This is a genomic window from Thalassotalea euphylliae (genome assembly GCF_003390375.1).
Taxonomy (GTDB): Bacteria; Pseudomonadota; Gammaproteobacteria; order Enterobacterales; family Alteromonadaceae; genus Thalassotalea_F; species Thalassotalea_F euphylliae_A.
The window spans coordinates 2,506,347-2,528,274 of record NZ_QUOT01000001.1; the positions used below are offsets into that span (position 1 = coordinate 2,506,347).

General features: G+C 44.4%; 16 protein-coding genes, 2 tRNA genes and 4 rRNA genes. 6 read left to right on the forward strand and 16 right to left on the reverse strand.

The window, feature by feature from the left end:
- Positions 1-120: 120 nt before the first annotated feature.
- Both DXX94_RS11130 and DXX94_RS11135 read left to right on the forward strand, forming a co-directional pair.
- Entirely contained in the window at positions 121-1,740 is a 1,620-nt protein-coding gene (locus DXX94_RS11130; RefSeq protein ID WP_116015902.1) for a response regulator, read from the forward strand.
- Positions 1,741-1,850: 110 nt separating this feature from the next.
- Complete coding sequence (locus DXX94_RS11135; protein WP_116015904.1) at positions 1,851-3,173, forward strand: spinster family MFS transporter; 1,323 nt, start codon at positions 1,851-1,853, stop codon at positions 3,171-3,173.
- A 56-nt stretch (positions 3,174-3,229) separates the two neighbouring features.
- Here the strand turns inward: DXX94_RS11135 and DXX94_RS11140 are convergent.
- The 6 genes from DXX94_RS11140 to DXX94_RS11160 form a co-directional block, all read right to left on the reverse strand.
- A tRNA-Tyr gene (locus DXX94_RS11140) sits at positions 3,230-3,314 on the reverse strand.
- A 44-nt stretch (positions 3,315-3,358) separates the two neighbouring features.
- Positions 3,359-3,484 (reverse strand): 5S ribosomal RNA (rrf, locus tag DXX94_RS19775).
- Between the two features lie 132 nt (positions 3,485-3,616).
- Positions 3,617-3,701, reverse strand: a tRNA-Tyr gene (locus DXX94_RS11145).
- A gap of 44 nt (positions 3,702-3,745) precedes the next feature.
- A 5S ribosomal RNA gene (gene rrf / locus DXX94_RS11150) occupies positions 3,746-3,860 on the reverse strand.
- Positions 3,861-4,073: 213 nt separating this feature from the next.
- Positions 4,074-6,958, reverse strand: a 23S ribosomal RNA gene (locus tag DXX94_RS11155).
- A gap of 431 nt (positions 6,959-7,389) precedes the next feature.
- Positions 7,390-8,932 (reverse strand): 16S ribosomal RNA (locus tag DXX94_RS11160).
- Together the 16S, 23S and 5S rRNA genes with 2 tRNA genes alongside form the textbook arrangement of a ribosomal RNA operon.
- Before the next feature lie 711 nt (positions 8,933-9,643).
- Between DXX94_RS11160 and DXX94_RS11165 the strand changes: the two genes are divergently transcribed.
- Entirely contained in the window at positions 9,644-10,186 is a 543-nt protein-coding gene (locus DXX94_RS11165; protein WP_116015906.1) for a gamma carbonic anhydrase family protein, read from the forward strand.
- Between the two features lie 43 nt (positions 10,187-10,229).
- On the opposite strand, the gene DXX94_RS11170 is transcribed toward DXX94_RS11165, so the two are convergent.
- The 6 genes from DXX94_RS11170 to DXX94_RS11195 all read right to left on the reverse strand — a co-directional run bounded on the left by DXX94_RS11170 (position 10,230) and on the right by DXX94_RS11195 (position 15,693).
- Complete coding sequence (locus DXX94_RS11170; protein ID WP_116015908.1) at positions 10,230-10,463, reverse strand: hypothetical protein; 234 nt, start codon at positions 10,461-10,463, stop codon at positions 10,230-10,232.
- A gap of 43 nt (positions 10,464-10,506) precedes the next feature.
- The gene (gene aroE, locus DXX94_RS11175; protein ID WP_116015910.1) at positions 10,507-11,328 is read right to left on the reverse strand and encodes a shikimate dehydrogenase; all 822 of its coding nucleotides are present in this window, start codon (positions 11,326-11,328) and stop codon (positions 10,507-10,509) included.
- 176 nt (positions 11,329-11,504) lie between these two features.
- Positions 11,505-12,248 carry an OmpW/AlkL family protein gene (locus tag DXX94_RS11180; protein WP_116015912.1) on the reverse strand — a complete coding sequence of 248 codons (744 nt, stop codon included), beginning with the start codon at positions 12,246-12,248 and terminating at the stop codon, positions 11,505-11,507.
- A 231-nt stretch (positions 12,249-12,479) separates the two neighbouring features.
- Positions 12,480-13,388: an oxygen-dependent coproporphyrinogen oxidase gene (gene hemF, locus DXX94_RS11185; RefSeq protein ID WP_116015914.1), complete on the reverse strand. Its 909-nt coding sequence runs from the start codon at positions 13,386-13,388 to the stop codon at positions 12,480-12,482.
- The gene (locus tag DXX94_RS11190) at positions 13,385-13,930 is read right to left on the reverse strand and encodes an L-threonylcarbamoyladenylate synthase (RefSeq protein ID WP_115998570.1); all 546 of its coding nucleotides are present in this window, start codon (positions 13,928-13,930) and stop codon (positions 13,385-13,387) included. The genes hemF and DXX94_RS11190 overlap by 4 nt, the downstream gene beginning before the upstream one ends.
- 113 nt (positions 13,931-14,043) lie before the next feature.
- A complete protein-coding gene (locus DXX94_RS11195) occupies positions 14,044-15,693 on the reverse strand; it encodes an acyl-CoA synthetase (protein ID WP_116015916.1) in 1,650 nt (549 codons plus the stop codon).
- Between the two features lie 318 nt (positions 15,694-16,011).
- On the opposite strand from DXX94_RS11195, the gene purE reads away from it, so the two are divergent.
- Positions 16,012-16,494 carry a 5-(carboxyamino)imidazole ribonucleotide mutase gene (purE, locus tag DXX94_RS11200; protein WP_115998567.1) on the forward strand — a complete coding sequence of 161 codons (483 nt, stop codon included), beginning with the start codon at positions 16,012-16,014 and terminating at the stop codon, positions 16,492-16,494.
- Between the two features lie 8 nt (positions 16,495-16,502).
- A complete protein-coding gene (locus DXX94_RS11205; protein WP_116018465.1) occupies positions 16,503-17,654 on the forward strand; it encodes a 5-(carboxyamino)imidazole ribonucleotide synthase in 1,152 nt (383 codons plus the stop codon).
- 13 nt (positions 17,655-17,667) lie between these two features.
- Here the strand turns inward: DXX94_RS11205 and DXX94_RS11210 are convergent, their stop codons facing one another.
- The 4 genes from DXX94_RS11210 to DXX94_RS11225 form a co-directional block, all read right to left on the reverse strand.
- The gene (locus DXX94_RS11210; RefSeq protein ID WP_116015918.1) at positions 17,668-18,240 is read right to left on the reverse strand and encodes a DNA topoisomerase family protein; all 573 of its coding nucleotides are present in this window, start codon (positions 18,238-18,240) and stop codon (positions 17,668-17,670) included.
- Positions 18,241-18,401: 161 nt separating this feature from the next.
- A complete protein-coding gene (locus DXX94_RS11215) occupies positions 18,402-18,878 on the reverse strand; it encodes a DUF494 family protein (RefSeq protein ID WP_116015920.1) in 477 nt (158 codons plus the stop codon).
- 2 nt (positions 18,879-18,880) lie between these two features.
- Positions 18,881-19,981 (reverse strand): DNA-processing protein DprA, encoded by a 1,101-nt coding sequence (gene dprA / locus DXX94_RS11220; protein WP_116015922.1) that lies wholly within the window; start codon positions 19,979-19,981, stop codon positions 18,881-18,883.
- Positions 19,982-20,118: 137 nt separating this feature from the next.
- Positions 20,119-21,276: a LysM peptidoglycan-binding domain-containing protein gene (locus DXX94_RS11225; RefSeq protein WP_116015924.1), complete on the reverse strand. Its 1,158-nt coding sequence runs from the start codon at positions 21,274-21,276 to the stop codon at positions 20,119-20,121.
- A gap of 114 nt (positions 21,277-21,390) precedes the next feature.
- On the opposite strand from DXX94_RS11225, the gene def reads away from it, so the two are divergent.
- Positions 21,391-21,903 (forward strand): peptide deformylase, encoded by a 513-nt coding sequence (gene def, locus DXX94_RS11230; RefSeq protein WP_115998561.1) that lies wholly within the window; start codon positions 21,391-21,393, stop codon positions 21,901-21,903.
- Positions 21,904-21,928 lie beyond the last annotated feature (25 nt).

Consider the following 21,928-nt stretch of genomic DNA (forward strand, 5'->3'; position numbering starts at 1 on the left):
GTTTAACTTAAGCTATAGCAAACTTAGCTAACTTTGCAGAGCAACTTGGCCTAATCTATTAGACATTGCTGCCAACTTTAGCTAAAAACACTAATACTAAAATAATCAATCAGGATAAAAATGGCTGTTAATAAATATCGCGACAAGCGATTCTTAATTATCGACAGCGTTAAGCCTTCCCGAGACTTGCTAAAACAGTTTGCATTTAACTTAGATCCAGAGGTCGTTGAGGCAAGTGGATACACCAAAGATATAATGCTGCGTTGTGCCGAGAATCACTACGATGTGCTATTGCTTGGTTATGACTTGGGTGAAAGTCAAAAGAATGGCCAGCAACTGTTGGAAGAGCTGCGAGAAAACGGACTCGTAAACCGCCAGTCCGTAGTAATCCTGATCACTGCAGAAAACTCTCAAGCCATGGTGTTGGCAGCTTTAGAACACAAGCCTGACGATTACCTAACAAAACCTTATCGTCCCAAAGATTTACTGCAACGTTTAGATAGGTGCTATAACAAAAAGCGCCATATGAAGGACATTTACCAAGCACTAGATGCCCAAGATTCAGAAGCTGCCATTGCGCTATGTGACCGCGCGATAGAAAGAAACACACCATACGTGACTGAATGTTTTGGAATAAAGTCGCGCCAATTATTCGAGCAAAATCAGTTTAAGCAAGCCGCAAAAATTTATCACCAGTTTAAGTCGGTAAGGAACTGCCAATGGGCCAGTATTGGTCTGGGAAAAATCGCCCTTCAGGAGCAGGATTACTCAACGGCAATTAACTATTTTTCAGAATTAGTCGATAAACATCCACTGTATCTTGCTTCATATGACTGGCTTGCCACAAGTTATGAAACGATTGAGCAATATACTAAAGCGCAAGACATATTAGAGAGCGCATTAAATATTTCGCCATTGTCGGTAAAGCGATTGGAGCGCTTTGCTAAGCTCTGCTTTGACACAGGTAATTATGAAAAAGCTACTCGGGCTTTTGAACAAAATTATCAGCTTTCCTTTAATTCAATTCATCACAAAGCGGAAAATGCCTTTAACTTTTCAGAGGCACTTAACCAACTTGCCCCTGACCTTAGCGAACACGACTTAAAGGTCAAAAAGAATTGTGTAATTAACGCCTTGCACGAAACAAGTAAAACCTTTAACCAAGCTGATGTGAGAGTGCAATCGAACCTACATACAGCTCGTTTAATGCTAAAGAGCCATGGCGAATATGATGCTAAACAGCTACTCTCTAGAACGGAAAAGTATATTCACTCAGTAACAGAACAGCTTGAGTCTTCATCGATGATCAGTATTTCAAAGCTGTTAATTGATTTGAACAGGAACGAAACAGCGAATGAGTTGATTACCCAAGTGGTTGAGCGCGAGCCAGACAATATCGAACTGATGGCTCAAGTTGATATGATAGTTGACGGTTCAGTGCAAAAAGACGAACAAGCAATTGCTCAACAAGCGCTTAATCAAGCATCAGTATACTTTCGGCAAAATCACTATCAGCAAGCGCTGGCCGGTTTATCTGCTGCGCAAAGCTTGTATCCTCAGCATATCGGTATAAAGCTCAACCTTATTCAAGCACTACTTGCTTGTCATAAACAACAAAATGACGAAGCGAAGCTAGTTAAAGCGGGCGAGCTATTAGCTTCGCTGGTAGGTTTGCCAGACTCTCACCCTGGCCATTATCGCTATCAAATACTCAACGAACACTATCACTCATTTAAATAGTTAACTATATCTACTATTTATAAAATCAATTCAGTGTTGACTTATCAGCCAACAGACCTGACTATTATTTGTGCAAAAAACAACAATAATAGACGGATAGGAAACTGATAATGGCGCAAAGTAGCACACCACAAAGTAATCCGGTCATCACGTCAACCTCAACAGCATACGCTACGCAATCTCAAAAATATTACGCGCTCGTACTGCTAACCATTGTCTATAGCTTCAATTTTATCGACCGGCAACTCTTGTCAATATTACAGGAAGGGATCAAAGCCGACTTAGGTCTATCTGACGGACAACTTGGCTTGTTAACAGGTTTTTCTTTTGCACTATTTTATGTACTCGCTGGCATACCGATAGCAAAATGGGCTGACAGTGGTAATCGTCGAAACATAATTTCAATCGCTTTGTTTGTCTGGAGCTTCATGACGGCAATCAGCGGCTTTGTGCAAAATTACTTTCAGTTGCTACTTGCCCGTATTGGCGTTGGTGTAGGGGAGGCAGGCTGTAGTCCACCATCTCATTCCATTATCTCAGATATTTTTCCCCGCGAAGCAAGAGCTGGAGCTATAGGTTTCTATTCAACCGGCGTTAATATCGGTATTCTTTTCGGCTTCTTACTAGGAGGCTGGCTGAATGAAGTATTTGGTTGGCGAACCGCATTTCTCGTTGTCGGTGCACCAGGCATTATATTAGCGATTGTCGTTCGATTGACTTTAAAAGAGCCGATCAGGGGCCTTTCCGAAAATAAAGTTACCGCTCAAGAAGCTGCACCGAGTTTCAAGCAAACTCTCAAGTTATTACTTAGCCGCTCTTCGTTTGTTCATTTAGCAATTGGCTCAGCACTTACTGCTTTTGTGAGCTATGGATTTGTTAACTGGGCAGCGTCTTTTATGATTCGCAGCTATGGTATCTCAACGACAGAGCTTGGCGCATGGTTAGCATTGATCATTGGTGTAGGCGGCGCTGTAGGTGTATTTGGTGGTGGCGTGCTTGCTGACAATTTAGCGAAGAAAGATCCGCGATGGTATGCCTGGTTACCTGCCGTAGCCGCATTCATCGGTTTACCTTTCTTAGTGTTGTTTTGTCTTGCTGATGATAAACATATGGCGCTATCTAGCTTAGTTATTCCTGCAATGATGGGTAACTTATTCCTCGGATGCGTTGTAGCAACTACGCATAGCTTAGTTGGCTTGAAGATGCGTGCTATGTCATCAGCTATATTCTTCTTAATCATTAATATCATCGGCTTAGGCTTGGGGCCATCTTCAATTGGCTTACTTAGCGACTTTTTAGCGCCAACCTACAGCTCTGATTCATTACGCTATGCAATGCTTTATATTTTGCCTATCGTAAGCTTCTGGTCAGTTTTCCACTTTATTTATGGTGCTAGAAGTCTTAAAGAGGATTTAGAAAACGCCCCTGAATAACAACAATCAATAAATTTTAGACAAAAAAAGCTGCCTATTGGGCAGCTTTATTTATATGGTGGAGGGAGGTGGATTCGAACCACCGAAGGCGGAGCCGTCAGATTTACAGTCTGATCCCTTTGGCCACTCGAGAACCCCTCCAAAAACGGGATAAAGCCCAGTTTATACTGGGCTTTAAAATATGTGCCTAGCGATGACCTACTCTCACATGGGACCTCCCATAGACCATAAACACACGTTGCATTTCACTTCTGCCTTTCTATTGCATAGCGCATGGGGTCAGGTGGTTCTGCAACGCTATTGTCGCTAGGTGAAACTCTTATTTGCTCACCCCATTAAGACAGTAAATTTGATTCAGACTTTTTATAGTTCTTCTTGTAATTCAGGATATTAGATTCATTCAGACATAAAAAAAGCCCGACATAAGTCGAGCTTTATTTATATGGTGGAGGGAGGTGGATTCGAACCACCGAAGGCGGAGCCGTCAGATTTACAGTCTGATCCCTTTGGCCACTCGGGAACCCCTCCAAAAACGGGATAAAGCCCAGTTTATACTGGGCTTTAAAATATGTGCCTAGCGATGACCTACTCTCACATGGGACCTCCCACACTACCATCGGCGCAGTTGCATTTCACTTCTGAGTTCGGCATGGGGTCAGGTGGTTCTACAACGCTATTGTCGCTAGGCGAAAAAAGTTACAATTTGGAAAGACGTGCATGGAAGCACTAATGTCGATGAGGTTCATGGATGAATGTTGTTCATCGACGCAATATATATCGCTATTCAGCATACTGAGTACGTGACTCATATTTATGACTTGTCAGTCTTACAAACTCCATGGATGGAGTAAATCAGGTAACTGTCTGGAACAGTTACGTGAAAAACCATTTGGGTGTTGTATGGTTAAGCCTCACGGGCAATTAGTATCAGTTAGCTCAAGGCCTCACAACCCTTACACACCTGACCTATCAACGTCGTAGTCTCCAACGACCCTTCAGGGGACTTAAAGTCCCAGTGAGAACTCATCTCAAAGCCTGCTTCCCGCTTAGATGCTTTCAGCGGTTATCAGTTCCGAACGTAGCTACCCGGCAATGCTTCTGGCGAAACAACCGGAACACCAGAGGTTCGTCCACTCCGGTCCTCTCGTACTAGGAGCAGCCCTCTTCAATTCTCAAACGCCCACGGCAGATAGGGACCGAACTGTCTCACGACGTTCTAAACCCAGCTCGCGTACCACTTTAAATGGCGAACAGCCATACCCTTGGGACCGACTTCAGCCCCAGGATGTGATGAGCCGACATCGAGGTGCCAAACACCGCCGTCGATATGAACTCTTGGGCGGTATCAGCCTGTTATCCCCGGAGTACCTTTTATCCGTTGAGCGATGGCCCTTCCATACAGAACCACCGGATCACTATGACCTGCTTTCGCACCTGCTCGACGTGTCTGTCTCGCAGTTAAGCTGGCTTATGCCATTGCACTAACCGTACGATGTCCGACCGTACTTAGCCAACCTTCGTGCTCCTCCGTTACGCTTTGGGAGGAGACCGCCCCAGTCAAACTACCCACCAGACAGTGTCCCCAACCGAGATAATCGGCCTAGGTTAGAACATCACGCATACAAGGGTGGTATTTCAAGGTTGGCTCCACTCACACTGGCGTGCAAGTTTCAAAGCCTCCCACCTATCCTACACATGTAGGAGCAATGTTCACTGTCAAGCTATAGTAAAGGTTCACGGGGTCTTTCCGTCTAGCCGCGGGTATACGGCATCTTAACCGCAATTTCAATTTCACTGAGTCTCGGGTGGAGACAGTGTGGCCATGATTACGCCATTCGTGCAGGTCGGAACTTACCCGACAAGGAATTTCGCTACCTTAGGACCGTTATAGTTACGGCCGCCGTTTACCGGGGCTTCGATCATGAGCTTCGCAGAGCTAACCCAATCAATTAACCTTCCGGCACCGGGCAGGCGTCACACCGTATACGTCATCTTTCGATTTTGCACAGTGCTGTGTTTTTAATAAACAGTTCCAGCCACCTGGTTACTTCGACCGACCTCAGCTTAGGGAGCAAGTCCCATCACCAGAGCCGGCGTACCTTCTCCCGAAGTTACGGTACTATTTTGCCTAGTTCCTTCACCCGAGTTCTCTCAAGCGCCTTAGTATTCTCTACCTAACCACCTGTGTCGGTTTGGGGTACGGTTCCTTTATATCTATGCTTAGAAGCTTTTCCTGGAAGCAGGGCATCAACAACTTCAACTCCGTAGAGCCTCGTCTCGTATCTCAGCCTTAAGAACCCGGATTTGCCTAAGTTCTCAGCCTACATACTTTCACATGGACAACCAACGCCATGCTTGCTTAGCCTTCTCCGTCCCTCCATCGCAATATAAAGAAGTACAGAAATATTAATCTGTTTCCCATCGACTACACCTCTCGGTCTCGCCTTAGGGGCCGACTTACCCTGCCCTGATTAACATGGGACAGGAAACCTTGGTCTTTCGGCGAGGGGGTTTTTCACCCCCTTTATCGTTACTCATGTCAGCATTCGCACTTCTGATACCTCCAGCATGCTTCTCAACACACCTTCAACGGCTTACAGAACGCTCCCCTACCACTCAAACAAAGTTTGAATCCGCAGCTTCGGTGCATAGTTTAGCCCCGTTACATCTTCCGCGCAGACCGACTCGACTAGTGAGCTATTACGCTTTCTTTAAAGGATGGCTGCTTCTAAGCCAACCTCCTAGCTGTCTATGCCTTTCCACATCGTTTCCCACTTAACTATGACTTTGGGACCTTAGCTGGCGGTCTGGGTTGTTTCCCTCTTCACTACGGACGTTAGCACCCATAGTGTGTCTCCCGGATAGTACTCATTGGTATTCGGAGTTTGCAAAGGGTTGGTAAGTCGGGATGACCCCCTAGCCTTAACAGTGCTCTACCCCCAATGGTATTCGTCCGAGGCTCTACCTAAATAGATTTCGGGGAGAACCAGCTATCTCCCGGCTTGATTAGCCTTTCACTCCGACCCACAGGTCATCACCGCATTTTTCAACATACGTGTGTTCGGTCCTCCAGTTGGTGTTACCCAACCTTCAACCTGCCCATGGGTAGATCGCCGGGTTTCGGGTCTATACCCTGCAACTAAACGCGCAGTTAACACTCGCTTTCGCTACGGCTCCCCTAATCGGTTAACCTTGCTACAAAATATAAGTCGCTGACCCATTATACAAAAGGTACGCAGTCACACAGAACAAGTCCATGCTTCCACTGCTTGTACGTATACGGTTTCAGGTTCTATTTCACTCCCCTCACAGGGGTTCTTTTCGCCTTTCCCTCACGGTACTGGTTCACTATCGGTCAGTTAGGAGTATTTAGCCTTGGAGGATGGTCCCCCCATGTTCAGTCAACATTTCACGTGTGCCGACCTACTCGATTTCACTTATGTTTGTCTTCGTGTACGGGGCTATCACCCTGTATCGCCAAGCTTTCCAGCTTGTTCCACTAACGCCCATAAGCTTAAGGGCTAATTCCCGTTCGCTCGCCGCTACTAAGGAAATCTCGGTTGATTTCTTTTCCTCGGGGTACTTAGATGTTTCAGTTCTCCCGGTTCGCCTCATTAAGCTATGTATTCACTTAATGATAGTGGCTTATGCCACTGGGTTTCCCCATTCAGAAATCCTAGGTTATAACGGTTTTTATCACCTTACCTAGGCTTATCGCAGATTAACACGTCTTTCATCGCCTCTAACTGCCAAGGCATCCACCATATACGCTTAGTCACTTAACCATACAACCCCAAATAGTTTTCGTATTTAAGTCATCAAGAGACAAATCTTGATGCTAATGTATGACTGACATTTTCACGTACTCATTAACAATCCTTAAAAAGAACAGTAATGGAGTATGCTTGAATTAGATTGATAAATGATAAGGAAAAATCATTTATCAGGTTTGATTACTTTATTCATTAAAGAAAAGAGCGCGACACTCTTGTCTTACCTAAAGCAATCATTCGAATATTTTTCTTATGTAAAACAAGAAATATATTCGGGATATATATCAGCTTTCCAAATTGTTAAAGAACATTGTTTCAATAAGAAACTAAAGTTAACCACTCAATGAGTATTTAACTTTAACTTCTCAGTTAATGTCATTTCTTCAATATCGTTATCAATGCAATGTGTGTGAACACTCAACATGTTGCGTTTTACTTCAAGATAAGGAGGTGATCCAACCCCAGGTTCCCCTAGGGTTACCTTGTTACGACTTCACCCCAGTCATGAATCACAAAGTGGTGACCGTCCTCCCGAAGGTTAAACTAGCCACTTCTTTTGCAACCCACTCCCATGGTGTGACGGGCGGTGTGTACAAGGCCCGGGAACGTATTCACCGCGACATTCTGATTCGCGATTACTAGCGATTCCGACTTCATGGAGTCGAGTTGCAGACTCCAATCCGGACTACGACGTACTTTCTGGGATTCGCTCCACCTCGCGGTCTCGCTGCCCTCTGTATACGCCATTGTAGCACGTGTGTAGCCCATCCCGTAAGGGCCATGATGACTTGACGTCGTCCCCACCTTCCTCCGGTTTATCACCGGCAGTCTCCTTAGAGTTCCCGCCATTACGCGCTGGCAAATAAGGATAGGGGTTGCGCTCGTTGCGGGACTTAACCCAACATTTCACAACACGAGCTGACGACAGCCATGCAGCACCTGTCTCAGAGTTCCCGAAGGCACTAATCTATCTCTAGAAAATTCTCTGGATGTCAAGGGATGGTAAGGTTCTTCGCGTTGCATCGAATTAAACCACATGCTCCACCGCTTGTGCGGGCCCCCGTCAATTCATTTGAGTTTTAACCTTGCGGCCGTACTCCCCAGGCGGTCAACTTAGCGCGTTAGCTACGCTACTCACGTTTCAAGAACACAAACAGCTAGTTGACATCGTTTACGGCGTGGACTACCAGGGTATCTAATCCTGTTCGCTCCCCACGCTTTCGTGCCTCAGCGTCAGTATCTGTCCAGGTGGCCGCCTTCGCCACTGATGTTCCTTCCAATCTCTACGCATTTCACCGCTACACTGGAAATTCCACCACCCTCTACAGTACTCTAGTCAAACAGTTCCAAATGCAGTTCCGAGGTTAAGCCCCGGGATTTCACATCTGGCTTATCAAACCGCCTACGCACGCTTTACGCCCAGTAATTCCGATTAACGCTCGCACCCTCCGTATTACCGCGGCTGCTGGCACGGAGTTAGCCGGTGCTTCTTCTGTCGCTAACGTCACAGCTAGCAGATATTACCTACTAACCTTTCCTCACGACTGAAAGTGCTTTACAACCCGAAGGCCTTCTTCACACACGCGGCATGGCTGCATCAGGGTTTCCCCCATTGTGCAATATTCCCCACTGCTGCCTCCCGTAGGAGTCTGGGCCGTGTCTCAGTCCCAGTGTGGCTGATCATCCTCTCAAACCAGCTAGAGATCGTCGCCTTGGTAGGCCTTTACCCCACCAACTAGCTAATCTCACTTGGGCTAATCTTTTGGCACGAGGCCCGAAGGTCCCCCGCTTTGGTCCGTAAACATTATGCGGTATTAGCAGTCGTTTCCAACTGTTGTCCCCCACCAAAAGGCATATTCCCAAGCATTACTCACCCGTCCGCCGCTCGACGCCAAAGGAGCAAGCTCCTCTTCGTTTCCGCTCGACTTGCATGTGTTAAGCCTGCCGCCAGCGTTCAATCTGAGCCATGATCAAACTCTTCAATTAAAATCGTTTGTGAGACATCAGTCTCGGCTCAATGAATTCTGTACAACTCTTTATTTCACTTTTTAAAAAAGTGAGACAAAAAGTAAACTTATAAAAAGTATTCTGCATGAGTTCACTGAGTTAATTTTTGCTAAGACAAGCTTAGCTATATTTGTAAAATCAACATCATGTGAATGCTCACACAAATTGCATGATAACTAATTGTTAAAGAACTGAATCTTTCGATTCAAACAAAACATCGCACTCGTGTTTTGTGGTTGCTCTCTCGTTGAGAGCGGATGCGCATTTTACGCCCCCTAGTTTTGATGTCAACAACTTTTTGAAAAAATCTTTAATTCATTTTTCTAAGTTATCTGACCCGTTTACTAAGCAAACTTGCTCACTAAACTTATCAAAACACTTCGTTGGGCTGCCCCGTGGAAGTGGATGCGCATTTTAGAGATTTTTAGCTGGGCGTCAACACCTTTTTGAAAGTTTTTTGATATTTTTATTTATTCGATTCATTTATGTACAAACCGCGTATTTATTGTGTAAATACACCTAGATTACCCCAAATACATCTATTTCAACTCGCATTAACGCCCGGTTAGGAGACAATCGTAAAAACATAAATTTATTCGGACTAATTCCTTATCAATAGAGCAATTACTTATTTAGTTTCGCTTTTTTGCTACTATTGTTGGTAAATATGTTTTTTAATACGAGTTTGTCATGCCGTTATCAATCAGATCATATAAAGGTGTTACTCCTAACATTGATAGTACTTGTTATATAGATGAGAGTTCTGTGTTAGTTGGTGATGTAACCATTGGAGCAGATGCCAGTATTTGGCCTATGGTTGCTGCACGCGGTGATGTAAATGCTATTAGTATTGGTGAAAGAACCAATGTGCAAGACGGAACGATTTTGCATGTCACGCGCAAAAGTGCTCAAAACCCGAATGGTTTTCCATTAATTATCGGTGATGATGTGACAATTGGACATCAATGCATGTTGCATGGTTGTGAGCTAGGCAATCGTATCTTAGTTGGTATGGGTGCCATTATTATGGATGGTACTGTAGTACAAGATGATGTCTTTATTGGTGCCGGCACATTAGTACCTCCCAATAAAACACTAGAAAGTGGTTATTTATATGTTGGTAACCCAATGAAGAAAGCACGACCGTTAAAAGAAGCAGAAGTTGCCTTTCTAAAACAGTCAGCAATTAACTATGTTGAATTAAAAGATGACTACTTAAAAGAGAGCACATAGTTTAGCTCTCTTATTTTCAGCATTTGCTACACATGAAATACCGCTAGCTCAGCTTGATATGTATTTCATTCGATTCTAGCTCGTTATCTTCAAACCACATTTCTGCAATTTCTTCTAAGTCGTAACGAGTACAACTGTTGATCTCGTCAAGTTTTGACAGTGAATATGAGTGAAAATAGATGGTCACTAGTTGCCCAGCCACCATACCTGACATTTGCCAGCAGTCTTTATCAGCGTTAAACGCTAAGTCATCATTAAATAATATCGATTGATTCATATACGGTATTCGCCTTTTGCACAATGGATAATACTGAGCTATTTTAGCTAGCAAGCTCAGCTCTAAGCATACTCAAAACACTCTCTTGAGCAGGCTCGACCCCACGCCAAACTTTAAAACTTTCCGCCGCTTGACCCACTAACATCCCCAACCCATCAACAATTGTGGTAGCGCCATGCTCTGCAGCCCAAGTGAGAAAACAGGTTGGTTTGTCTTGGTACACCATGTCGTAAGCAAAACATCCTGCGGAGAAAATACTGGGTGGCACTGGCGGTAGTTCTCCCGTTAAGCTGGTAGAACTCGAATTTATAATCACATCAAAGCTATGCTTAGCTGCCAACTCAGTTATGGGTAAAGCGTTAATGTTGCCAAATGCCTTAAACTTGTCCGCGAGCAATTCCGCTTTTTCATGGGTGCGATTAACAATAACCAAAAGCTCTGGCTGGCAATCAAGCAATGGTTTAATCACGCCACGCGCAGCTCCGCCTGCACCGATTAACAACACTTTTTTGTTTAGAAGAGCACCATTATTGATGAGATCGTTGACTAGACCCGCGCCGTCTGTGTTGTCGCCAGCAATAGTTCCATCCGCATGAAACGTTAAGGTATTTACTGCACCTGCAAGCCGAGCACGTTCAGACAGTTGATTGGCTAAATTAAAAGCTTGCTGTTTAAAAGGCATGGTGATGTTACAGCCTTGCCCACCAGCATCAATAAATTGCTTTATGCCTTGCTCAAAACCATCAAGACCTGGGTCAATAGCTGTATATTCAATATTTTGCTTCGTATTTTCTGCAAATTGTTGATGGATTTTCGGAGATTTAGATTGGGTGATCGGGTGGCCAAAAACGGCATATTTATCCATTGGCGAGTAAATTCCTGATAGCAAGCATTAGTTTTTCAGGCATTAAAGAACGTTTTCGAGTCGCTGACAAGTAGCATTTGAGCGCACGCTTATGCGCAATGGATTTAATATATGCTTTCCAAAACAAAAAAGCCGCACTTAGTTACCCAAGTGCGGCTAGCCAAGCTCAACAGAGATTAGAACTTGTAACCAATCATTAGCGAGTAAACCATAGGGTCAATATCTACACTAACTTTACCCGGTACTGCACCGCCAACGGCTGTGAATGAACCATCAGTGTCAATGTCAATGTAACGCGCTGAAGCGTTGATTGACCAGTGCTCATCAATTAAGTAATCAACACCAATTTGCGCACTTAAACCCCAAGAGCTATCTAGATCTAGATCATTAGCATCTAGTGGTGCGCCAACAGGTGTAACCGTTGTACCATCGTTAATACTTACGATAGTTGGGCTGTTAGCACCTTGTAATGCTGGGTTGAAGTCTTCTTCAAAGAAAATTGTGTAGTTAACACCAACACCAACGTAAGGTTTGAAGTTTGAGTTAGTGTCAAAGTAATAAAGTGCACTTAATGTTGGTGGTAAGTGCTTAGTTTCACCTAGGTTGGTAGAGCCTGCACCTGTATGAACAGTGATGTCATGCTTAAATGGTGTTGCTGCTAGTAATTCTACCGCCCAGTTTGAATCTAAGAAGTAAACAAAGTTCAAACCTAACTGTGTATCATCTTCAACAGATAATGAGATAGGACCTGCGCCTAAATCTACAGTTTGGTCAGCAGCAAAGATTGTTGCTTTATCGCTGCTTGGATCAACCATAGTTGCACCACCACGTACAACGATGTCGCCAGCTTGATAACCAGCTGCCAATGCACCAAATGTCATTGAAGATAAAACCGCTAGAGTAATAATGCTTTTTTTCATGAGAGTCTTCCCCTTAAATAATTGACGCCAGTCTACTGATATCCGGAGGAGCAAAAGTTGATTTACCTCAAGGTTCTTCGCGCAGATAAGCTCACCGAAGCCATTTGCTGAAGAAATAATGATCTAAATCAATAAATAACAGGGAACTAAATTTGAAAGGAAAGAAAAAGGATAAGAAAAAAGAAAAATGCAGCTCAGTTTAACAAGCCAAGCTGCACATTAGGCCGGTGATTAGGCAAGCCAATCACGCGGTACAAGAAACTCATTAAGTTTAGCCTCAGCACTACCCGCTTCAGCTTGATAGTTGTACTCCCAGCGCGCCAGTGGTGGCATCGACATCAAAATGGATTCGGTGCGACCACCTGACTGCAGGCCAAATAGCGTACCGCGATCAAACACTAAATTAAACTCAACATAGCGGCCACGGCGATATAACTGGAATTGGCGTTCTTGCTCACCGAAAGGCGTATCTTTGCGTTTGGCGATAATTGGCGTGTAAGCATCGATATAACCTTGACCAACAGATTTAACATAATCAAAGCAACGGTCGAAGCCCCAGCTATTAAGGTCGTCAAAGAACAAACCACCAACACCACGGGTTTCATTACGGTGTTTTAAAAAGAAGTATTCATCACACCATTTTTTGTGATCGTGATAAACCGAATCACCAAAGGGTTGACATAAATCATGTGCCACTTGGTGCCAATGCACTATATCTTCCTCAAATGGATAGAAAGGCGTTAAGTCAAAACCACCACCAAACCACCAAACAGGTGCTTCGCCTTCTTTCTCAGCGATAAAGAAGCGAACATTAGCATGTGATGTCGGAATATATGGGTTTTTCGGATGGATGACCAAAGATACCCCACATGCTTGCCAACTGCGACCTGCTAATTCGGGGCGATGGGCAGTAGCTGAAGGGGGTAGCTTGTCGCCCGCCACCAATGAGAAATTTACACCACCTTGCTCAATTACCGCACCGTCGGTTAGCACCCGTGTACGGCCACCACCGCCTTCGGCACGCTTCCAATTGTCTTCGGCAAACTTGCCTGTACCGTCAGCTTGCTCAAGCGCTGCACAAATTTGGTCTTGTAGAGATTTAAAATAGTCGACAACTTGGTCGATACTAATATCACTCATGATCGGAAAATTTCTCCAGTTAAGCCATCAATAATGGTTGATGGTTGTTCAAAGCCTAGGGTTTCCCCTTTGATGACATGATCTAAACGACCCGCCAATGCTTCCTCAACTTGTTGCCAAGTTTGACAAGGTGGTTGGCCGGATAAATTAGCACTGGTTGAAACAATTGGCTTATTCGTTTGATTACATAAGGCAACCACATCAGGCTGAGTAGTGACGCGTACCGCAATGGTGGTGAAGCTACCGGTTAGCCATTTAGGCGTATTGGGATGACAAGGCAATACTTGGGTAATGCCATCTGGCCAGCGAAACAAAATTTTATCGCGCTGCTCTGACGATAGCACCAAATCATCAACATATGGCTTCAATTGCTCATAGCTAGCCGCTAATAGGATAAGCCCTTTTTCAACAGGACGCTGCTTAACATCAAGCAATTTGTGAACTGCTTGCTCATTGTCTGGATCACAGCCCAAGCCAAACACAGCTTCCGTTGGATAAGCGATCAAGCCGCCTTGTTCAAAAACATCAACAGGGTTTGTCATATTTATTTATCGAGTTGGTTGCCATAAAAGTCAAAATTATACGGGTAAAAAACAAAAGTGCCACTGCGATAATACGCAATGGCACCTCTAGAGCTAGTTAATCTGGCTGTTACTCAGCCCTGCATTGAAAACTTCGCCTCTTCAAACAGTGCCTTAACTTTTTGTCGCAGCACAAACTTTTGAATTTTACCCGTTGAAGTTTTCGGTAGTTCGCTAAATACCACTGTTCTAGGACATTTAAAGTGCGCCAAGTGTGAACGGCAATATTCAATTACTTCATGTTCAGAAATTGTAGCGCCATCCTTTAAGGTAACAAACGCACACGGTGTTTCACCCCACTTTTCGTCTGCTTTTGCGACCACAGCGGCTTCTAATATATCAGGATGCTGATAAAGCACCCCTTCCACCTCGACCGATGAAATGTTCTCGCCACCTGAGATAATAATATCTTTAGCGCGATCACGAATCTCAATGTAACCATCGGGGTGCTTAACCGCCAAGTCACCGGAATGAAACCAACCGTTAGCAAAGGCATCGGCTGTAGCCGTTTCATTTTTTAGGTAGCCTTTCATCGTGGTATTACCGCGAAAAACAATCTCACCAATGGTTTCAGCATCAGCAGGAACTGGCACCTTGGTTTCCGGATCAAGTACATCTACCTGCTCTTGAGTTTGATAACGAACCCCTTGACGCGCTTTGAGTGCCGCCCGTTGATCACAATCTAGTGCATCCCACTCACTTTTCCATTCGCTCACCACACAAGGGCCATAAACTTCCGTTAAGCCGTAGCTTTGAGTAACCTCAAAACCTAGCTCTTCTACCCCTTTAATAACCGCTGCGGGTGGCGGAGCACCAGCTGTCATCACCTTAATATTACGAGGTAACTGCGCCAGCTTGTCAGGTTCGGCGTTCATGATCATATTCAGCACAATCGGGGCGCCACAAAAATGGGTCACTTGATTATTGATGATGCTATCAGCCACTTGGTCAACAGCGACACTACGCAAACACACTTGCACGCCACCAACAGCAACAATCGTCCATGGGAAACACCAGCCATTGCAGTGAAACATCGGCAGTGTCCATAGGTACACCGGCTGTTCTCCTAATGGCCAGACTAAGGTATGTCCTAAAGCATTGAGGTAAGCACCGCGATGTGAATAAACCACACCTTTGGGGTTCCCTGTCGTACCTGAGGTATAGTTAAGCGTCAATGCTTGCCACTCGTCAGTAATTAAACTGTCGTTAAAATCAGGATCACCTTCCGCCAGCAGCTCTTGATATTCTAACTGCCCTAAGCGCTCCCCTCCTGGCCCTTGTCGATCGTCTATATCGATAATCAGTGGCTGACGAGAACAGATTGCTAGGGCTTTTTTCACCACAGGGGCAAATGCGGTATCCGTCAGCAATACATCACATTCACCGTGATCAAGAATAAATGCTATCGCTTCGGGGTCGAGCCTGATATTTATCGCGTTAAGCACGGCACCCGTCATTGGTACACCGTAGTGTGCATCTAAAAATGCTGGAATATTAGCGGCAATCACACTTACCGTATCGCCTGTTTTAACGCCACGTTTAACCAAGGCAGAGGCAAGTCGATTTACATTCGACAAATATTCAGCATAGGTAAATTGTTCACTGCCGTGAATAATGGCAGTTCGAGTTGGGTGAACATCAGCGGTTCGTTGCAAAAAGGTAATTGGCGTTAGTGGCAAACTGTTCGCCTGTACTTGTTCTAAGCCATGATTATAGATATTCATCGTTGCCCCACTTTGTTTACACGCTGCGACGTTAAAAACACATAAATCAGGCCTGCAGCTAAGTTATCATTCTCACTATATGTGTCGAGAATGTTGTTAAATTGTCGACAATATTACCGAGGCAAGGTTTGTTCAGGTATTATCCTTTGGTCTAATACTGACGCTATTCGATATAATTTTTTCGCTTTAAATCACGATTTTACACAAGCGCTACAATCTGCTTTTATCTCGCCTTTGTAAGCCTTTGCGTATATAATCGCCAGCCATATTCATTCCGGCTTATCACAAGCGTAACTAGATTATTAAAGGGTAGAGAAGATGAAAGTGGGCATTATTATGGGGTCAAAATCGGATTGGCCAACAATGCAACATGCAGCGGAAATGTTGGATTTATTTGGTGTCCCATATGAGACTAAAGTGGTATCTGCACACCGCACTCCTCACTTACTAGCCGAATATGCTGAGTCAGCGAAAGCCCGTGGCATCAAAGTTATTATCGCCGGTGCTGGTGGTGCAGCCCACCTACCCGGTATGACAGCAGCTTACACTAGCCTACCGGTACTTGGTGTACCTGTTCAATCAAAAGCATTGAGCGGACAAGACTCTCTTCTTTCTATTGTGCAAATGCCAAAAGGTATTGCGGTTGGCACACTAGCCATTGGTAATGCGGGTGCAGCCAATTCAGGTTTACTTGCCGCTCAAATTATTGGTACGCACGACGAAACAGTAATGGCCGCAGTGGAAAAATTCCGCGCAGAGCAAACAGAAACCATTCTAAGTAATCCTAATCCTGCAGAGTAGCAATGGCGATGAATGTACTAATTTTAGGTGCAGGCCAACTGGCACGTATGATGTCACTTGCCAGCAAACCACTCAATATCACTGTGCGTGCTTATGATGTTGGCAGCAAAACCGTTGTTGACCCACTAAATTCAGCGATCAGTTATGGCGATCTTAATGCCGGTATTGAATTCGCTGATACGATTACCGCTGAATTTGAACATATCAGCCATGATGTATTAGCCCAGTGTGAAGCCAGTGGTAAATTAAAGCCGAGTAGCCAAGCGATAAAAACAGGTGGCGACCGCCGTTTGGAAAAGGCATTGCTGACCAAAGCAAATGCCGCCAATGCCAAGCATCAAATCATCGAAAGCAAAGCAGACTTTGACCAAGCACTGCAAACACTAGCACTACCGTTGATCTTAAAAAGCGCACTAGAAGGCTACGACGGCAAGGGCCAATGGCGCTTGAAAGACTTAAGCCAAGCTGATGATATTTGGGCTGATATTGAAGCGTTTTTCCAAGGTAGTAAAAGCTCAGTTAAACAAGCCGTTATTGCTGAGCAAATGGTGCCGTTTGATCGCGAAGTATCATTAGTTGGTATGCGCGATGTTAATGGTAATACCAAAGTGTACCCATTGACGGAAAATCATCACACTGACGGTGTACTGACCGTGTCTGTCGCGTTAAATGACAACGAAGCACTGCAAACTCAAGCACAGCAAATTTTTGACAGTATCGCCAATGCGCTCGGTTATGTGGGTGTGCTTGCCATAGAGTTTTTCCAAGTTGGCGATCAGCTATTGGTTAACGAAATCGCTCCGCGAGTCCATAACTCAGGTCATTGGACACAACAAGGTGCCGATACTTGTCAATTTGAAAACCATATTCGCGCGGTTTGTGGACTGCCACTTGGCAGTGGTGAATTAGTTAGACCTACGGCAATGATTAACATTTTGGGTGAAGATAGCATACCCAATGCGATTTTAGATATTCCGAGTGTAAGCTTGCATTGGTATGGTAAAACGAAACGCGCAGGTCGCAAAATGGGTCATATCAACTTATCGGCTACCACCAATCAGGCCTTATTCGAACGGTTAGAAAAAGTCGCAATGCTCTTACCAGAGCAAGCATTTAGCGATATCCAGCAATATGCGCGCTCGCTAGCAGCAAATACCTAATGCCTGACTTGCATTAAGATTGCGCTGATTGAAAATGTCCGCATTTTTTGTCGGCGCACTGAAGCTTTTCGCCAGCAGCCATCTGGCGTTTCAACAGTAATTCAAAACCACATTGCTCACATTCGCCAGCCACTGGCTCGTGATTCACCGCAAATTTGCACTTAGGGTAATTATCGCAAGGATAAAAAGTTTTGCCGTAACGTGTGGTTTTTGCAGTTAACTGCCCTTTTTTACAACTTGGGCAAGTGACATGACTTTCCACTTCAGCTTCATTTTGCTCATGCTCTATATGATGGCAGGCAGGAAAGTTCGTACAGCCAATAAACATACCATAACGCCCCTGCTTTACCGCCAGTTCATGACCACATTCAGGACATTCAGAGCCTGCTAAGACTTTATCTTCAACGCGCTCATGCTCAACCACTGGCCGAGTATATTGACACTTAGGATAGCTATTACAGCCGATAAAAGCGCCTGCTTTGCCTCGCTTAATACTCAGTTCACTACCACAGTCAGGGCAAACGCCATAGGCTTGCTCTAGTGCGTGTTCATGTTGGCTGAAAAGTGGATCGTCAGATTGAGACATAGCAATATCTGCGCGCTGGCGCTCGGTAAGAAAGGTTAAGTCGTATCACCATTATGCCACACGTAAAAAAAAGTGATCATCCTATATCTTGAAGATAATAGAGATAATCACTTTTTTGATATAATTCTACGCTGAAAAAACGAGCGTTAATCGGTCACGCGCTAGTGAAGCGGCCCATCAGGTCGCTCATCAAAAATTAGGTCTTCCATCTGAGAATAGGCTTTTTCACGGCCAGGTACGTTGAACAAGACCATTAGCACTACCCACTTTAAGTCATCTAAGTAAAAGTCTTTGGTGTCTAACTCCATAATGCGATCTATAACCATCTCTCGCGTCGTCACATCGAGTAAGTTGACTTGTTCAAGGAATAATAGAAAGCCACGGCATTCAGCGTCTAAACGCTGCATTTCTTGCGCGGTATAAATACGTGTAGAAGGGCCACAGACTCGAGTTAAATAAGGGTGTGAATCATTGTTTTGCAAATCAGCGAGTTTCTCTAACCAACTAAGCGCTTTGTATATTTCATCCTGATGAAAACCAGCACGAGTTAACTCATCGGTAAGCTCATCGTGATCTACCATAATCTCGGCTTCGGAGTGAATATAATTCTCAAAAAGGTACATAAGAATGTCAAACATAATTACCCCCTATGTAATCGAAGATAGCCACCAGGCACCGCAGATACCAGACCACTAAGCTCAAGCATTGTTAGCCGGGTTAACACTTCGTCTGTTGGAAGCTTACTCCGGGAAACCACTATATCTACGGGAGTGATTTCATAATCCACACTAGCTAACAATGCATCGTTTAACAAGCCCTGTTGATGACTTTTTACAATTTTTTCATCGGCCTGAATAACATGACCGGATGAATCAGAAATAACTAACTCTTCTATAATGTCGGCTGAACAATCGATTAATTTAGCGCCTTGTTTAATCAATTGATGACAGCCTTTTGCCATTGGATTTAGCGGCGATCCAGGTACCGCAAAAACCTCTCTATTTTGTTCTAATGCACTTTTTGCCGTCACCAATGAGCCGCTTTTAATTTCAGCCTCGACTACTACGGTTCCCAAACTTAATCCACTAATAATACGGTTACGGCGCGGAAAATGACCAGGTTTGGCGACAGTACCCGGTAAGAATTCACTGACAATCGCTCCACCCTTGTCCAATAAATTACGCGCTAAAAGTTTATGTCGAGCGGGGTAAATTTTATCAATACCCGTGGCAATTACCGCGATGGTGTTACCACTTGCTTGTAACGCCCCTTGATGAGCTGCCGCATCTATGCCCAACGCCAAGCCACTAGTAATGGTTAACCGGTTTGAAAGTTCTTGTGCTAGTTGGCTTGCGTATTCTCGTCCAGCATGAGTAGCAGAGCGGCTACCAACAATCGCTATTTGATCGGTATTGAGCAATGCTTTGTCACCCTTTAACCACAGTACCAATGGAGGGTCATATATTTGCGAGAGTAATTTAGGGTAAGCAGGATCGGAAAATACTATAATTTGACTATTGGCGTTATCGCTAGCGCTGATAATATCGGAAATACGCTGCCAATCCGGCGAGCTAATTGCGCTAGCTTGTGGCTTGTTTAGCCCTGAAGCCAGCAACTGTGTTTGGGAAAGTTGAAAAAGTTGGGCTAGGCCATGCTGCTCTACTAGCGACACCTTACGATGAATAGCAAGTCGCGGCACTAACTTTAGCGCCAGCCATAATGCAGTATCGTTATGACCCAAAGCTCTCTCCTTAAGCGTGAATACTCAAAACCTCATTGGAATAAATGAGACTGCAGATCAAAAAAGGCATACCACTATAGTTATAGCTGGTATGCCTTTGTTTTCAACTGCTTGTAATGACTAATTATTAACCTTGGCTAAGGTGCCGTCACAACATCTAAAAGTCGCGCCGGTTTACTGGTACGTAATATTAATGCCATTGACGCTTTGTCATAAACTTTAAAGACCATCACTTCGCCTAGCGCTTCTTCCGGCATGTCATATTCAGCTTCACCACCGCTAGTTAATCGATCCCAACGAGAAGCTGTCGCTTTGTATTGCGGACCACTTTTCGTTTCTACAACCGCTGGGCTCTTGCGCTGTATAGACATCACATCACCCACTTTCAGAGCGTGCTCGGCACCACGATTAATCATCACGACTTCAAGTTTGCCAAACTCTCTGCCGTCAGTCGCAGATTTAACAATCATGCCGCGTATCGCAGGATCTGCACTTTGCATGGTAAAGAAAGAGGGCAACAGCTGACCTTCATTGATCGGCATCACTAAATTACCTGAGCGAATTTCACGATTCGCCGAGTTCACTAGCATAGTGCTCGGGCGACGCACTGACATATTACCAGCTCGAATTACCTGCGCAGTGCCCGTTAATTTAACATTGTAGCCAAGCGATTTATCGGTTTCTGGATCGATGATTTCCTCATCGACATAATACATGGCATAAGATTTACCAGGGACAAGATCATCGTTGACATAAACTTTAAAGCCATCCGTGCTTGATTTATGCCCTTCATCACTACCGATCACATAAGGCAACGTGTCAATTTGCTCTTGCGTTAACAAGTGGTCGTATTGAATGTAAGGCGCAATGACATTGAGCGGTAACGTTGTTACTGGCTCTTTTTTAATTTGCTTGCGCAGTTTCGGTGATAACTTAATGGTCGGTTTTTCACGCGGCGCTACTTCCACTGGCGGCGCGATAACTTCTGGCACAACCTCAGGTTCTGGCTCCGGCTCTGCTTCAACTATAAGTTGAGGCTCACCTTGATCATCATAAACAAGACGTAAAACATCGCCAGGGTAAATAAGGTGAGGATTGTCAATTTCGGGATTGAGACGCCACAGTTTAGGCCAAAGCCACGGTTGCTCTAAAAATATCGAAGAAATGTCCCATAGCGTGTCTCCCTTTTCCACTATGTAGGTCTTCGGCGCATCTTCATTCAATTGAAGTACATCGGCGACCGCAAGCCATGGCAAGGTGAAGAATGTTGCTGAGAGTATAATTTTTTTTATCATGCTACTCTGTCCATTTTATACAAAAACTTCAAACCACTATTATTGTTGTTATTTAATGGCTAAAATTGAAACATAACATCCTAGCTTAATTATCGCTAATTATTTGTAAAAATTATGACCGTTTTATCCGTTTTACGCTTTCCTGATGAGAGATTGCGCACCAAGGCAGAACCTGTAACCCAAGTTAATGATGAAATTAGAAAAATTGTCGATGACATGTTTGAAACCATGTATGACGAAAATGGTGTTGGCTTAGCCGCAACACAGGTCAATATTCATCAACGTATTGTCGTTATGGACTGTAGTGACGACAAAAGTGACCCTCTTACCTTAATTAACCCCGAAATTATTAACAAAAGTGACGAAACTTTTATTAACGAAGAAGGCTGTTTATCAGTACCTGGCTGTTATGCGAAGGTCACTCGCCACGAACAAGTTACGGTCAAAGCACTCGATCGCGATGGCAACGAATTTACCCGTGATGCTGACGAACTGTTAAGTATTTGTATTCAACATGAGTTAGATCACTTAGCGGGTGTACTGTTTGTCGACTACTTATCTCCATTAAAGCGCAAACGCATTCAAACTAAGCTCGAAAAAGAAGCTCGTCTCAACGCTAAAGCTTAATCTAACCTCGCTAACTTAAGGTACG